Origin of the sequence: Helicobacter cinaedi PAGU611 (assembly GCF_000284635.1) — a bacterium.
Lineage (GTDB): Bacteria > Campylobacterota > Campylobacteria > Campylobacterales > Helicobacteraceae > Helicobacter_C > Helicobacter_C cinaedi.
This window is the reverse complement of sequence record NC_017761.1, coordinates 677,274-691,428: the sequence shown is the minus strand read 5'-3', so window position 1 is coordinate 691,428 and position 14,155 is coordinate 677,274. Positions and strand designations below refer to the sequence as shown.

Here is a 14,155-nt window from a genome sequence, read left to right as displayed (position 1 = left end):
TTATGGGTGGCAACCTTAAAGAGATACGAAAACAGATAACGAGTGTCAAGAACACACAAAAGACAACAAAAGCAATGAAGCTTGTCTCTAGCTCCAAGCTCAAAAAAGCCGAAGAGTTAGCAAGACGCTCAAAGGTATATGCCAATCAGCTTAACGCAATGTTTGATGATGTTGTGAAAAAAATCCGTTTAAGGGGGCTTGATAGCATTAATAGTCGCTTTTTTGTCAAATCCAAAGATAGAGAGATTAAAAAGCTTGATATTGTTTTCATCACAGCCGATAAGGGTTTGTGCGGTGGCTTTAACACGACAACTATTAAGGAAGTTGTTCGTCTTATGGAAAGCTACAAGCAAAAAAATATCAAGGTCCGCCTAAGAGGCATCGGTAAAAAGGGCATATCATTTTTTGCTTTCAATGATATTGAGGTGCTTGATAAGGTTGTTGGGCTAAGTGCTATGCCCACCTTTGAAAAAGCAGCGAAATTTATTGATAGTGTTGTGGAAGATTTTCTCAATGGTGCGACAGATGAAGTTATCATCGTCCATAATGGGTTTAAAAATATGATTTCCCAAGAGCTAGAAACTCGTGCTATCCTTCCACTTACAATCAATGTAGAGCAAGATTCGCAAGATTCTATTCTCAATATTGAACCAGAAGATGAAGAAGATGCTATCCTTGATGAACTTGCTAAAAAATACATTCAATACAATATGTATTATGCTTTAGTAGATTCATTAGCAGCAGAGCATAGTGCGAGAATCCAAGCTATGGACGCGGCGACAAACAATGCTGGGGATTTGGTAAAAAGTCTTACCATTTCACTCAACAAAGCACGGCAAGAAGCAATCACAACAGAGCTTGTTGAGATTAATGCTGGTGCAGAAGCAATAAAATAAACTTATAAAAAGGAGAACAAATGCAAGGTAAAATTACGCAAGTAATGGGTCCCGTGGTAGATGTGGAATTTGAATCTTATCTACCGATGATTAATGAAGCCATTGATGTTATATTTGATGTTGAAGGCAGAGAAAACAGACTTGTGCTAGAGGTTGCCGCACATCTTGGCGATAATCGTGTCCGCACAATTGCTATGGATATGACAGAAGGTTTGACGCGTGGGCAGGAAGTAAAAGCTCGTGGCAAAATGATTGAAGTGCCTGTTGGTGAAGCAGTGCTAGGGAGAATCTTTAATGTTACAGGCGATGTGATTGATGGTGGTGAGCTACTTGCTACCGATCTTAAATGGGCGATTCACCGAGAAGCACCAAGCTTTGAAAACCAAAGCACAAGAACAGAAATGTTTGAAACAGGTATCAAAGTTGTTGATTTACTTGCTCCTTACTCTAAAGGTGGAAAAGTTGGATTATTTGGTGGTGCTGGAGTTGGCAAGACCGTTGTTATTATGGAGCTTATCCATAATGTTGCTTACAAACATAGTGGCTATTCTGTGTTTGCGGGTGTTGGTGAGCGAACAAGAGAAGGAAACGACCTTTATAACGAAATGAAAGAAGGTGGTGTTTTAGATAAAGTCGCACTCTGCTATGGACAAATGAATGAGCCACCTGGTGCGAGAAATCGTATTGCCTTTACAGGTTTGACTATGGCGGAATATTTCCGTGATGAAAAAGGACTTGATGTGCTGATGTTTATTGATAACATCTTCCGCTACGCACAATCTGGATCTGAAATGTCTGCGTTGCTTGGACGGATTCCATCTGCGGTTGGTTATCAACCAACACTTGCAGGAGAAATGGGTAAATTGCAAGAAAGAATCACATCAACCAAAAAAGGTTCTATTACATCGGTTCAAGCCGTGTATGTTCCTGCAGATGACTTGACTGACCCAGCTCCTGCGTCTGTTTTCTCTCACCTTGATGCTACAACGGTGCTTAATAGAAAAATTTCTGAAAAGGGCATTTATCCGGCTGTTGATCCACTTGATTCTACCTCTAGAATCCTTGACCCACAAGTTGTTGGAGAGGAACATTACAAGGTAGCTACTGGGATTCAGCAAGTGCTACAAAAATATAAAGACTTGCAAGATATTATTGCCATCTTGGGTATGGACGAGCTTTCAGAAGAAGATAAGCAGATTGTTGATAGGGCGAGAAAAATTGAAAAATTCCTTTCTCAACCTTTCTTTGTTGCTGAAATCTTCACAGGCAGTCCGGGCAAATATGTAACACTTGAAGAGACGCTAGAGGGCTTCAAGGGAATACTTGAAGGAAAATATGATGATATTCCTGAAAATGCGTTTTATATGGTGGGTAACATTCAAGAAGCATTGGAAAAAGCACAAAAACTTAAAAGTGCATAGTTAGGAGAGAATATGGAGCATCTTACATTAAGTATTGTTACTCCTTATGGAAGTATTTATAATGGCGAAGTGAAGTATGTCATTATGCCCGGGAGCGAAGGGGAATTCGGTGTTTATCCGGGGCATTGCAACATTCTTTCCCTTCTTAAAGTTGGTGTGATTGAGTTTGAAAATACACAGGGTAATAGGGAGCTTGTCGCTATTAATTGGGGATATGCTGAAGTGTCTTCTACTGATGTTAAAATCATAGCTGATGGCGCAGTTGCTATCGGTGGAAGTGCTGAATCCGAAATCGCTTCAGCACTTGATAATGCTAGAACTCTTCTCGCTGAAGCTACGACAGATAATGCACTTATTGGAGCGGTAGTCTCTCGCATAGAAAATGCAACAAGGAGCAGAATCTAACCTATGGATTTTCTCAAAACCTTCTTCGCAGAAAGCACGATAACGACGATTATTGTGCTTTTGTGGCTCTCAATATATTTTCTTTTAACACTTTGGATATATTTTTATAAGAATTTTACGCTAGGCGATTGGCTTTCAACTGAAAAATATCATCTTGATATGCTGATAGCCAAAAGCATTTTGATTCCAAAAAACAGCTTTATTACAGCATTGCTTGAAAAAAGTGAAGGGCGTATCTCAAAAGAGATTTTACAAGTGTGGAAGCTTAAAGCCACGCAAAGGGCGACTGCTTCGTTGGTATTTTTAAGCATTATCGCTTCAACCGCACCATTTATAGGACTATTTGGCACGGTAGTTGAGATTCTTGAAACTTTTAGTGTGTTGGGTGGAGGCAATGTGTCTTTCGATGTTATCGCACCTGTTATTTCAAAGGCACTTGTGGCTACTGCGGCCGGGATTCTTGTTGCCATTCCTGCCTACTCTTTTCATTTGCTTCTCAAACGCAAAGCATATCACATCATCACTTGCATTCAAATGCAAATAGACCTTATCCTTGCAAATAAGTAAGCCAAATGAATCTTAGTGAATTTGATTGGGAAGAAAAACCTGAACTCAACATCACACCCCTTGTTGATATTATGCTTGTGCTTTTGGCAATCCTTATGGTAAGCACTCCTACTATCACCTATCAAGAAGACATTACACTTCCTAAAGGTTCAAAATCAAAAAAAATTGCCAAAGATTCTATGATTGAAATCCGTGTAAGCTCGGATAGAAAAATCCATATCCGCGATAAAACCTATGAATTTAAAAACTTTGCTGATAGCTTTGTGCTTTTTAGCAAAAACTTTGATAAAGACACGAGCATTTTTATCCGTGCTGATAAAAATCTCAAATATGAAGACATTATCTATATCCTAAAAGTTGCAAAAGAATCTGGCTTCTTAAAAGTATCTCTTGTAACTAGTAGCTAAAATGAACAACGCCCTTTTATTTATCACAAGCGGTATTATCTCATTTTGTATCTATTGTCTGCTTCTTATCGCCTTAGTTTTTACTTTTTTTTACCAAAAGCCCACACATTATTCATCTTTGCTAGAATCTACCCTAGCACTCAATGCCATTAGCATTGAAGCCATCATTGATGATAAGCCAACACCCGCTCCAAATAAACAAGATTCAAGCACAAATAACCCGCTTACTGGCTCTGGCATAAAAGATATGTTTAGCAAAATAGATAGTGATATACCCAGCCAAAACTCGCCCATTGGCGATGATAGAGAGAAACTAGAGCAAAATACCAAAGATAAGCTCAAAGAATTGCAATCCTCCGCCCAAGAGTTGCAAAACAAATTAAACAGCCTAAGCAATCTCACTATTAGCACAGACACAAGCCAAAATGATGGGGAATATGATGAGTGGTATGCCCAGATTGAAAAAATTATGCTCCGGCAATGGCAAAAAACTTTTTCCATTGAAGAAAAAATGCAGGCATTAGTCTATATTCGCATAGCAAACAATGGAGATTTTAGCTATAACATTGTAAAATACTCAGGCAATGTAGCCTTTGATGATTCTCTAAAAGTAATGCTAGAGGAATGCAAACAAATGCGTTTCCCTCCACACCCAAAAGGTTCAAAAGAGATCGCTACTACTTTTAAAAATTAAAGGAGTCCTATGAGATTTATTGGTTTAATATTATTACTTAGCTTAAAACTTTTTGCCATTGATGCAACATTGGAGATAGTCAAAAATGGCAATAAGATTCCCTACATTATGGTAGAAAGGCTAGATTCTGAAAATGCAGATTTTGGAACCAAAGTGCTAAAAATGCTTGTGGCAGACCTTAAAGTAAGCGGACATTTTCAAGCTGATGATGGCGGTGTCAATAAGTCTAATGACATAAATTACGCAGACTATGCAGAGAAAAAGATGGATTTACTTGCACAAATTAAAGTCGCTAAATCCTCCACACTAACAGCTACTCTCTCTCTTTATGACATCAACACTTCAAAGCATATATTCACTAAAACCTATACTGAAAATGACATAAAACGCTTTCCTTTTTTGGCTCACAATATGACAATTGATATAAACTCATATATCAAAGCCCCTAGCATTCAGTGGATGCAACGCTTAGTTGTTCTATCCCGCTATGTTGGTTCTGGTAGTAGTGAGATTCTCATTTGTGATTATACTTTGACTTATCAAAAAGTCGTTGTCAAAGGTGGGCTAAATATTTTCCCAAAATGGGCAGATTCAAAGCAGGAAAGCATTTATTATACAAAATATCTTGAAGTGCCAACTATTGTTAAACACAACCTTGCCACAGGGCAGATTGAACAGCTCGTAGGCAGTGAGGGTGTCGCCATCGTATCTGATGTTAGCAAAAATGGAGAGAATCTTATCCTTAGCCTTTCTCCTACCGCACTTTCTGATTTATATATTTTTAATACCAAAAGCAAAAATTTGCGTAGGCTGACAAACTATTCGGGTATTGATGTTGATGGAAAATTTGTTAATGATGAAAAGGAAATTATCTTTGTGTCTGATAGACTTGGTTATCCAAATATCTTTATGATGCGACTTGATGGCGGTGGCACAGAACAAGTCGTGCTACACGGAAGAAACAATAGTGCGATCACCTCAAATGGCAAATATGCCGTCTATACAAGCCGTGAGACAAACAATGAGTTTGGCGGAAATACCTTTAATCTCTACCTGATCTCTCTAGCTCCGGGATCAAACTATATCCGCCGCTTGACAGCAAATGGCAAAAATCAAATGCCAAAATACTCAAGCGATGGAGGAAGCATTATGTATCTTAAGCATTATAAAAATCAAAGTGCGTTAGGAATTATCCGTGTAGATTATAATGCAAATTACTTTTTTCCACTTAGTAAGATAAAGATTCAAGCTTTTGACTGGTAAAATATTATGTATTTACTTTTACAAAATACAATCAGGTGATACCATTTTCAAAGGAGACAAAATGAAAAAATACATTGCAATAGGTGTTCTAGCTGCTCTTATGTCAGTTGGTTGTTCAGAGCCTGAAGCTGCAGATACTGGATCAGGCACAGTTGCAAGTTCTGGTCAGGATAACTTTGTGGATTTGGCAGCAGATACAGCTGCTGGATATGCGAAAGTTCTGTTTGATTTTGACAAATACGATATCCGCCAAGATATGGAAGATGGATTAGAAAAGAGTGCGGCTGCGCTTAAATCTACAGGTGCTAAAGTCGTGCTTGAAGGACATACAGATTCTTATGGATCAGATGCTTACAACTACGCCCTTGGCACAAAAAGAGCAAATGCGGTAAAAAATGCCCTCACAACTCGTGGTGTTAGTGCTTCTCAAATCAAAACTGTAAGCTATGGTGAAAGCAAGCCAGCTTGCACAAGTGGAGATACACCGGAGTGTAACCAAGAAAATAGACGCGTTGAGTTCAAACTCGCTAAATAACGCAACTTAGGGACTAGAAATTGAAAAAGCTTTATTCTTTTTTGCTTCTTTTTCCCCTTTTTTGTCTCGGTGAGCCTTCCGCTTTTGAAAAGCAAAGCGGTGCGACAAAAAATGATCTAAAGGCTCTACAAAGTGTCGTTACAAAACTTCAACAAAAAGTAGAGACTATCCAACAAGCCCAAGAAGGAATCTCAAGTCTCCACGAATCTCAAAACTCAAAGATTCAACAACAGCTTATTCAAACAACCCAACAATCAAAAGATATTGAAGAGTTAAAAACACAAGCTGAATTGTATAAAAAACTCCAACAACAAGTTGATACAAACACCCAAAATATTACCTTACTTAAAACACAAATTGAAGAGTTTAACACAAGCCTAAAAACCCTAAATCAAACAATCCTAGATGAACTTAAAAAACTTAGCAACCAGCCAAACCAAACAAATAACGCCAATGCAGATTCTAAAACATCAACTTCTTTCACAAAGGATAAAACTAAAAAGGCAGAGATATTTACTCAAGCCAAAGACTTATTCACAAAAACAGAATACGATTCTGCAAAAGCTCGGTTTGAGTGGTTACTTAGCCTTGAATACAAAAAAGCAGAGTGTCATTTCTATCTTGGCGAAATTGCCTTTACCAGCAAAGCCTACAATGATGCTATCTACAACTACAAGCAGAGTGCGTTGGCAAATGACAAGGCGAAATATATGCCTACACTTTTACTCCATACTGCTCAATCTTTCAACGCTATCAAAGATACAAAAAACTATAATAAGTTTTTGGATTCCTTGATAAGTAACTACCCTATGAGCAAGGAAGCCCAAAATGCAAAAAAACTTAAAGAAAAAAAGGATAAAAAATGATTGCACAAAATAAAGTTGTTAGCATAGAATACGAAGTATTCAATCAAGAGGATAATACCCTGCTTGATTCAAACAAGAGAGGTTCTCCATTAGAGTTTCTCGTTGGTTCCGGACAGGTGATAAGCGGACTTGAAGATGCCCTTATGGGTGCAAAAGTTGGCGAAAACATTAAAGCCACAATCAAGCCAGAAGATGCTTATGGAATCTACAATAGTGATTTTATCCACGAAGTTCCACGCGAACAATTTGAGGGCATTGACCTAAAAGCTGGAATGACACTTTTTGGACAAAGCGAAGATGGGCAAACCGTGCAAGTGATTGTAAAAGATTTTAATGACAAGGCTGTTATGGTGGATTATAATCACCCACTTGCGGGTAAAACGCTTAGCTTTGATGTAACAATCCTTGATGTGCGTGAAGCAACGGAGGCGGAAATTCTCCAAGGTGGTGTTGGTGGAGGTTGTGGCTGTGGAAGTGGTGGCGGACACGGCGGTGGAGGTTGCTGTGGTGGTGGCGGACATAGCCACGGCGGTGGAGGTTGTGGCTGTAGCCACTAAAGTTTTAGAATCTAAGGCAAAGTCTTAGATTCTAAATGGAGGGCAAGCGTCTCTGGTGGGCGTCGTGGGCTTCAAACCCATTGAAGGGTTAGGTGTCTAATCCTTGGGGAGTTCGATTCTCTCGCCTTCCTGCCAAATTTAACTTTTAATCACTAGGTAAAGGATTTCTATGGAAGCTCAACTTATGGCTCTAGCTATTCAAACCTACAAGCTCACCTTGATTCTATCGCTCCCTATGCTTTTAGCTGGGCTTATTGTGGGGCTACTTATCAGTATTTTTCAGGCAACAACACAAATCAATGAAATGACACTCACTTTCGTGCCAAAGATTCTTGCCGTTGTGGCTGTGATTATCTTTGCAATGCCGTGGATGATTAATATGATTACTGATTATACGCGTATGCTCTTTACGATGATTTCTAGCATTAATTTTTAAGTAATTTGAGCTAATGCAAACAAGAACTATTGACTTTTCTACCTATTCTAGCCTAAAAATCGGTACGCCCCTTGAAGTCAATCTTATCCAAACGCCACAAGATTCTAAACTCGCACTCTCTCAAAATATGCAAATTATCGGCAAAGCGAACAACCTGCTTGTCTCTCCAAAGGCTACAAATCTCGCTCTACTTGATAAAACATTTTCATATATCACTGATTGTGGGGAATATATTGAAGTTGGCGGGGCATACCCCTCTGGGAGAATCTTTAGCTATTTTAAATCTCACAATCTGGGTGGCTTAGAGTTTCTCCAAGCCCTGCCCGGAAGCCTTGGGGGCTTAGTCAAAATGAATGCAGGTATGAAACAATATGAGATAAAATCAATCCTGCATTCTATCAATGTCAATGGAGAGTGGCACGATGTTAGCGTATTCCCTATGAATTACCGCGATAGTGGCATTACAGGCATCATTTTAGCGGCAAGATTCTATAAAAAAGAGGGCTTTGACATAGCTCTTCATCAACAATGCAATGCCTTGCGCAGACACCACCCAAAGGAGCCAAGCTGTGGAAGCTGCTTTAAAAACCCAAAGGGCGATTATGCAGGACGCCTTTTAGAATCTGCGGAACTCAAAGGATATAGGATAAATGACATTGCTTTTAGTGAGCAACACGCCAATTTTCTCGTCAATAAAGGCAAAGCAAGCTTTGAAGATGCTATTACCCTTATAGAGCTTGCCAAAAAGCGTGTGTTTGAGCAAAGCGGCATTCAGCTAGAATGCGAAGTGCAGATTCTGTATTAAGTCAGTCTCCCACATCAACCACAGAATCCGCCCTATGCCTTGCCTTACAATCAAGCATAAATGCTACAAAACCAATGATCGCTAAAAGTCCTAAAGGAAGTATTGGCGACATATAGCGAGATTCTGTTACAGGGGTAAAAAGCACAATAAATAATGCACTAAAAAATCCTGCAAAGCCCACACCAAAGCTAAACATAAGCAAACCATTGCGTAAATCTCTCTTAACTAGCCATAAAATAAGAGAGAGTATCATCACTCCAAAGCTTAACACCACACCCCAGAAATGATTTAAAAGCAAACGATGCTCATATAAAAAGTCATAAATCTTTTCTTGTGCGGGCGTAAATATGACACTTCGTTCAGATTCCGGAAAACCACTCAGCAGTGAAATATGCCACGGATGCCACGCCTTGCCCTGCAAAGCCTTGCCATCAAATATCCAGCCCGGATTTTGAATCCACATAGCTTGTAAAAATCTCCACTCGTGCTGTGCAAAATTTATAGGATACTTTAAAATAGCTTTCAACCATTGACTATAAAGCTTATCAATTTTACCGGGTGGGATAGGACGATATTCATCATATCCCCAGCCGACATTAAAAGGATCAGCATTGAGCGGATATTTTTCATACAACGCCTTAATATCCTCCCACCCCTTATGTGGATAATACCACTCATCTTTAAAACAACTGCTATCATCGGCAGGCACACAAGCCCCAGCAATTTGATGTAAAAATGGGTGATTAGCAGGATATGATCCGCCAACAGTCAATGCCCTAGGCACAATAATTACCACGCAAAGACAGAGTATCGCACAGGCTATGACACCATTTATATATTTTTTTACAAATTCTTTAGTATTTATACCGCGATTGCAAAGCCACATATACACAAACACAAAACTCACAGGAAATACGCTAAAAATCGCATTATGCCGCCATAAAATCGCACAGAAGAATACTATACCAATAAGCCACCACATTATCTTAGTTTTTCTTGCAGACAAAGGCACAAGCAGCATAAAAAGCACCATAGCATAACCGCAAAACAGCAGCATAGGTAGGGCAAAACTATGGTATTGTATAAAATTTTGAAAATAAATATTGCCTATAAAAATAGGAAATAGCAACAAAATTGCAAAAACACTTCTAAAGCGAATATAAAAGCCCCATACCAAAAACAACAGCCCAGCATAAAAAGGCACGAGATTAAACAAAAATAAATAATACAAATGCTTCCCAAAGATAAAATACAAAAACTGCATCACATAAGCAATAAACACAGGATGGGCGTTATTTTTAGCCAAACCAATGGAATTATAAGTATCGCCACTAATGTGAAAGCCCGGGTATCCAAGCCAAAAATGAAACACAAAAAGCCCAAGAATTACAACAGCACTCAAGCTAAGAAAAGTCTTATCTTTGAAAGAAAAGCTAAAAAGCATAGAATCTTGTGTGATTTTGGGATATTTTCTATCAAATGTAGCAAAATACGCCCTGCAAGACACAGGCAGCACCCAAAGCCCAATGCCTATAACCAAAATAAGAATAAGCTGTTTAATAGAATACTTCAAAGTATTGCTTAAAATCTTGCTTTTATAACTTAACACGCCGAGATTTTGCCCAATATCAAGCGGTGAATCTAGTGTAATGACAACAAAATGACTATCTTTAGAATCTTGGACTACCCGCTCTATCCCACCAAGATTTAGACTCTTTGCCACATCACTCCACTCTACACCAAGAGGTGTGATTTCCACAAAATGCTTCTGTGCCCGAAAAATAGGATTTTCAAATTTCAATCGCACATTATAGGAAAATATCGTAGGGACAATAGCTTCACACGCCTTTTCACAAGCATTAAACTCCGCAAGGTTATTTCTATCAATATTGCCAATTTCCTTACATTTTTCCTTGCACGCTATCACTTGTGGGGAAGCTTCACTCTCCACAATCATATCCGCATAATCTATCCTATCCTTACTCATAAAACGCAAAGCTAGAAAGATAATCACCACAAGCATAAGCAGAATAAACCACACGCTAATGGCGATTTTACTCCCTTTGCTTAATCGCACAGATTTTAGAATTTCAATCATTGACACTCCTTTTTGATAAATTTAGAATCTACACCTTTATGGGCTGGTGCAGGGCTTTTTGTGTAAAAATAGAATTTAGGTTCTTTTCTATAAATGACAAGCTTTCTCGCATAAAAGCCATAAAATGCCACAAGCAAAGAAGCTAGAATCTTTGCCACAATCGCTTCAAATCCCAAAAACTCCACACATAGCCACAAAATAAGCGTATTTAGTCCTATGCCTATGGTGTTGATAAGATAGGTTAGCCCAACTTCTAAGCCTCTATGCAAATGCGTCCCACCAAATACAAACCGCCGATACAGCCACACACCAATCCCACTAGCTAGCACAAACATAATAAGCGAAGCAAGAATATAATGCACCCCAAAAATTTTATATAGGATATAGAATCCTAAAAGCTCTAGAAGAGTAATACCCCCACCGATACAAAAAAATACTATGAGTTGTTTTAAGCTTTTATGTGTTTTAGAATCTAGAGTCTTGTCATTTTGAGCCATAGGCGAAAAATCTTGTTTAGATTCTACATTGGATACTTCGCCCTCAAAGGCTTCAGTATGACAATATATTTCACTTCGCTTAACACAACAAGCCTTCCTTATAATCCGCACTAGATTCCATCTCATTAGAATCTTTTCTACAAGATACAATATCACTCGCCATATATGCCCTTATAGCTTTCCCTTTTGCTTTGCAAATAGGCTAAATAGCGAGATTCTTTAATGCTTTTTGTAATAAGATGGGCTAAAAGCCCTGCGATAAAAAGCACCACAGCAATCACCATAAGCCCAACGCACACAAAAAGTGTAGGAAATCTCGCCACCTTAGAAGTCTCCAAAAACTCCAAAAAGACAGGCACACCAAAGAATAGAGAGAGTAAAAAGCATATAGAGCTTAGCACACTAAAGACAAGCAAAGGACGCTCACTAAACAAGAGATTTAGAATCATAAGCGATATTTTAAAGCCATCTTTAAAGGTTGAAAGTTTAGAGAAGCTGCCTTCTGGACGGGATTTATAAGGGGCTTTTATCTCATCGGTGCGAAGCCTTTGCTCTAGGGCATAAATGGTAAGTTCAGTCTCTATCTCAAAGCCATTGCTATGGGCTGGGAAGCTCTTCACAAAAGGGCGAGAAAAGATTCTATAACCACTTAGCATATCGTTAATTTTTGTGCCAAAAAGCATTTGTGTGCTTTTTGAAAACAGCTTATTGCCAAAGCTATGCCCCTTGCGATATGTGCTAGAGTCTGCCTCTCTTGCAATATTTAGCATATCAAGTTTGTGAGTGCTAAAATACGCTAGTGCTTGTGGTAAGATAGAAGCATCGTGTTCAGTATCTGCATCAATCATTATGTAGAAATCTGCCTCAATCAAGGCAAATGCCTCACGCATAACCGCCCCCTTACCTTGCGTGCTAACACTATGGAGTGTGAGGGATTTTGCGGGGGTTTTAGAGTCTAGATTCTCTACCAATTCGGTGTGGGTGCAGGGTTTGGGGTGCATTTTTATAGAATCTAGATTCTGTGCTAAATTTGGGTGGGCTACGGGGTTTAGGGCGTAATTTTTAGGATCTAGATTCTTATCCAAATGTGTGGGTGCAGGGCGTAGGGGTGCAAAATTGTAAGATTCTGCAGTCTTGTTATTTTGAGTGTATAAGCACGAAAAATCTTTTTTAGATTCCATATTGGATATTTCGCTACGCTCAATATGACAATCTAAAGATTTTATCTCATCAATTTTTGCTTTAATAATATTTCTTGAATTATCACTTGAATTATTATCAAACACATAAATATTAAATATGTGCGTTTGGCAGGACAGCAAAGACTTCATCAATAACTTGAGCGATAGTCTTTTCCTCATTGTAGCAGGGAAGTATCACAGCCACCCTTGCTTGTGTGTTGCTTTGGTAATTATCCGATTTGGATTTGGGAGTTTGATTAATGGAATTTAATTGATTCTGTTTAGGAGATACCCCCCCCCCCCGAGACGAATCTAATAATTGTCTATTTCCAATATCTATATGCGAAGTATATGATTCTACATCAGTATTTTTCATCATTTTTGTTACAACCGCCTTTTACAAAAAAGTTTGCCAAATGTTAAAGAGTTGGGATTGTAGCTCAAAATTCATTACATTTTCATTAAGCCTTTGACTTCGTTTAAGGATTTTTTGCTATAATCCGCCATTTGTTTTCAAATATTTGTTTTAACTTAATTTTGACTTAATTTTTAAATCTTTGGAGTTTTAGATGACAACCACCCTCTTTGTCGTGCAAATTGTATTGGCTATATTTATCACCATTATGGTGCTTTTGCAAAAAAGCTCAAGCATAGGACTTGGGGCATATAGCGGAAGTAATGAATCTGTATTTGGCGCCAAAGGTCCTGCTGGATTTTTGGCGAAATTTACAATGTTTTTGGGACTGCTTTTTGTTCTTAACACGATTGCTCTTAGCTACTCATACAACAAGCAAACGGAAAAAAGCATCCTTGATTCATTGCCTAGCACACAAGCACCTACTACACCACAAACAGCGGATACAGCTACAAATCCAAATGCCTTTATCGTAGATGAAAATGCCGCTCCAACCGCACCACTTGTAGCACCTTTAGATTCAAGCCAAAACAATCAACCAAAGGAATAAGTTATGTTAAATGATATTTATAACAACGCCAAATCCCATATGGAAAAGACCATAGAATCTCTCCGCAGGGACTTTAGCACATTGCGTAGTGGGAAAGTGAGCATTAGCATTTTAGATAATATCCGCATAGATTACTATGGCACACCCACACCGCTTAATCAAGTAGGCTCCGTCATTGCTCAAGATGCTACAACTATCATTATCACACCTTGGGAAAAACCTTTACTCAAAGATATTGAAAAGGCTATTCAAGAGGCAAACATCGGTGTAAATCCAAACAGCGATAGCGAATGTGTGAAACTCTTTTTTCCCCCAATGACACAGGAGCAACGCAAGGAAATTGCCAAACAAGCCAAATCAATGGGAGAAAAGGCAAAGGTAGCTATCCGCAATATCCGCCAAGATTCTAACAATGGCATTAAAAAGCTTGAAAAAGATAAAGACATTACCGAAGATGAGGGCAAAAAGGGGCTTGATGAGATTCAAAAATACACTGATGAGTTTGTCAAAAAATGCGATGATATGGTAAGACACAAAGAAGAAGAGGTAATGAAAGTATAAA

Annotated in this window: 18 protein-coding genes and 1 tRNA gene; 15 read left to right on the top strand and 4 right to left on the bottom strand. The window is 38.6% G+C overall.

All coding sequences use genetic code 11. The features are described from left to right. Nucleotides 1-2: 2 nt before the first annotated feature. The 13 genes from atpG (at nucleotide 3) to HCN_RS03410 (ending at nucleotide 8,852) form a co-directional block, all read left to right on the top strand. Nucleotides 3-896: an ATP synthase F1 subunit gamma gene (gene atpG, locus HCN_RS03465; protein WP_014666554.1), complete on the top strand. Its 894-nt coding sequence runs from the start codon at nucleotides 3-5 to the stop codon at nucleotides 894-896. Nucleotides 897-916: 20 nt separating this feature from the next. After that, nucleotides 917-2,317: a F0F1 ATP synthase subunit beta gene (atpD, locus tag HCN_RS03460; protein ID WP_002957516.1), complete on the top strand. Its 1,401-nt coding sequence runs from the start codon at nucleotides 917-919 to the stop codon at nucleotides 2,315-2,317. A gap of 12 nt (nucleotides 2,318-2,329) precedes the next feature. Next, nucleotides 2,330-2,722 (top strand): ATP synthase F1 subunit epsilon, encoded by a 393-nt coding sequence (gene atpC, locus HCN_RS03455; protein WP_002957515.1) that lies wholly within the window; start codon nucleotides 2,330-2,332, stop codon nucleotides 2,720-2,722. Nucleotides 2,723-2,725: 3 nt separating this feature from the next. Further along, entirely contained in the window at nucleotides 2,726-3,289 is a 564-nt protein-coding gene (locus HCN_RS03450) for a MotA/TolQ/ExbB proton channel family protein (protein ID WP_002957514.1), read from the top strand. Nucleotides 3,290-3,294: 5 nt separating this feature from the next. After that, nucleotides 3,295-3,696: an ExbD/TolR family protein gene (locus tag HCN_RS03445; protein WP_002957513.1), complete on the top strand. Its 402-nt coding sequence runs from the start codon at nucleotides 3,295-3,297 to the stop codon at nucleotides 3,694-3,696. A 1-nt stretch (nucleotide 3,697) separates the two neighbouring features. Further along, on the top strand, nucleotides 3,698-4,390 hold the full coding sequence (locus tag HCN_RS03440; protein WP_014666553.1) for an energy transducer TonB: 693 nt from the start codon (nucleotides 3,698-3,700) through the stop codon (nucleotides 4,388-4,390). 9 nt (nucleotides 4,391-4,399) lie between these two features. Next, the gene (gene tolB, locus HCN_RS03435) at nucleotides 4,400-5,653 is read left to right on the top strand and encodes a Tol-Pal system protein TolB (protein WP_014666552.1); all 1,254 of its coding nucleotides are present in this window, start codon (nucleotides 4,400-4,402) and stop codon (nucleotides 5,651-5,653) included. 61 nt (nucleotides 5,654-5,714) lie between these two features. Then, on the top strand, nucleotides 5,715-6,188 hold the full coding sequence (locus HCN_RS03430; protein WP_014666551.1) for an OmpA family protein: 474 nt from the start codon (nucleotides 5,715-5,717) through the stop codon (nucleotides 6,186-6,188). 20 nt (nucleotides 6,189-6,208) lie between these two features. Beyond that, complete coding sequence (locus HCN_RS03425; RefSeq protein ID WP_014666550.1) at nucleotides 6,209-7,054, top strand: tetratricopeptide repeat protein; 846 nt, start codon at nucleotides 6,209-6,211, stop codon at nucleotides 7,052-7,054. Further along, a complete protein-coding gene (locus HCN_RS03420) occupies nucleotides 7,051-7,611 on the top strand; it encodes an FKBP-type peptidyl-prolyl cis-trans isomerase (protein ID WP_002957508.1) in 561 nt (186 codons plus the stop codon). The genes HCN_RS03425 and HCN_RS03420 overlap by 4 nt, the downstream gene beginning before the upstream one ends. A gap of 36 nt (nucleotides 7,612-7,647) precedes the next feature. Further along, nucleotides 7,648-7,746, top strand: a tRNA-Sec gene (locus tag HCN_RS11195). A 34-nt stretch (nucleotides 7,747-7,780) separates the two neighbouring features. Then, nucleotides 7,781-8,047 carry a flagellar biosynthesis protein FliQ gene (gene fliQ / locus HCN_RS03415; RefSeq protein WP_002957507.1) on the top strand — a complete coding sequence of 89 codons (267 nt, stop codon included), beginning with the start codon at nucleotides 7,781-7,783 and terminating at the stop codon, nucleotides 8,045-8,047. A gap of 13 nt (nucleotides 8,048-8,060) precedes the next feature. Continuing rightward, nucleotides 8,061-8,852, top strand: coding sequence for a UDP-N-acetylmuramate dehydrogenase (locus HCN_RS03410; RefSeq protein WP_014666549.1), 792 nt, complete (start codon nucleotides 8,061-8,063; stop codon nucleotides 8,850-8,852). A 1-nt stretch (nucleotide 8,853) separates the two neighbouring features. Here HCN_RS03410 and HCN_RS03405 read toward each other — a convergent pair whose 3' ends face one another. The 4 genes from HCN_RS03405 to HCN_RS11870 are packed head-to-tail and all read right to left on the bottom strand — an operon-like array spanning nucleotide 8,854 to nucleotide 13,007. Beyond that, complete coding sequence (locus HCN_RS03405; protein ID WP_014666548.1) at nucleotides 8,854-10,950, bottom strand: hypothetical protein; 2,097 nt, start codon at nucleotides 10,948-10,950, stop codon at nucleotides 8,854-8,856. Next, complete coding sequence (locus HCN_RS03400; RefSeq protein ID WP_230197950.1) at nucleotides 10,947-11,573, bottom strand: GtrA family protein; 627 nt, start codon at nucleotides 11,571-11,573, stop codon at nucleotides 10,947-10,949. The genes HCN_RS03405 and HCN_RS03400 overlap by 4 nt, the downstream gene beginning before the upstream one ends. A gap of 26 nt (nucleotides 11,574-11,599) precedes the next feature. After that, nucleotides 11,600-12,778, bottom strand: coding sequence for a glycosyltransferase (locus HCN_RS03395; protein WP_232501881.1), 1,179 nt, complete (start codon nucleotides 12,776-12,778; stop codon nucleotides 11,600-11,602). Next, complete coding sequence (locus tag HCN_RS11870) at nucleotides 12,741-13,007, bottom strand: hypothetical protein (RefSeq protein ID WP_014666545.1); 267 nt, start codon at nucleotides 13,005-13,007, stop codon at nucleotides 12,741-12,743. The genes HCN_RS03395 and HCN_RS11870 overlap by 38 nt, the downstream gene beginning before the upstream one ends. Nucleotides 13,008-13,197: 190 nt before the next feature. On the opposite strand from HCN_RS11870, the gene secG reads away from it, so the two are divergent. Next, entirely contained in the window at nucleotides 13,198-13,593 is a 396-nt protein-coding gene (gene secG, locus HCN_RS03385; RefSeq protein ID WP_002957502.1) for a preprotein translocase subunit SecG, read from the top strand. A 3-nt stretch (nucleotides 13,594-13,596) separates the two neighbouring features. Then, complete coding sequence (frr, locus tag HCN_RS03380) at nucleotides 13,597-14,154, top strand: ribosome recycling factor (protein ID WP_002957501.1); 558 nt, start codon at nucleotides 13,597-13,599, stop codon at nucleotides 14,152-14,154. The last annotated feature ends 1 nt before the right edge of the window (nucleotide 14,155 follow it).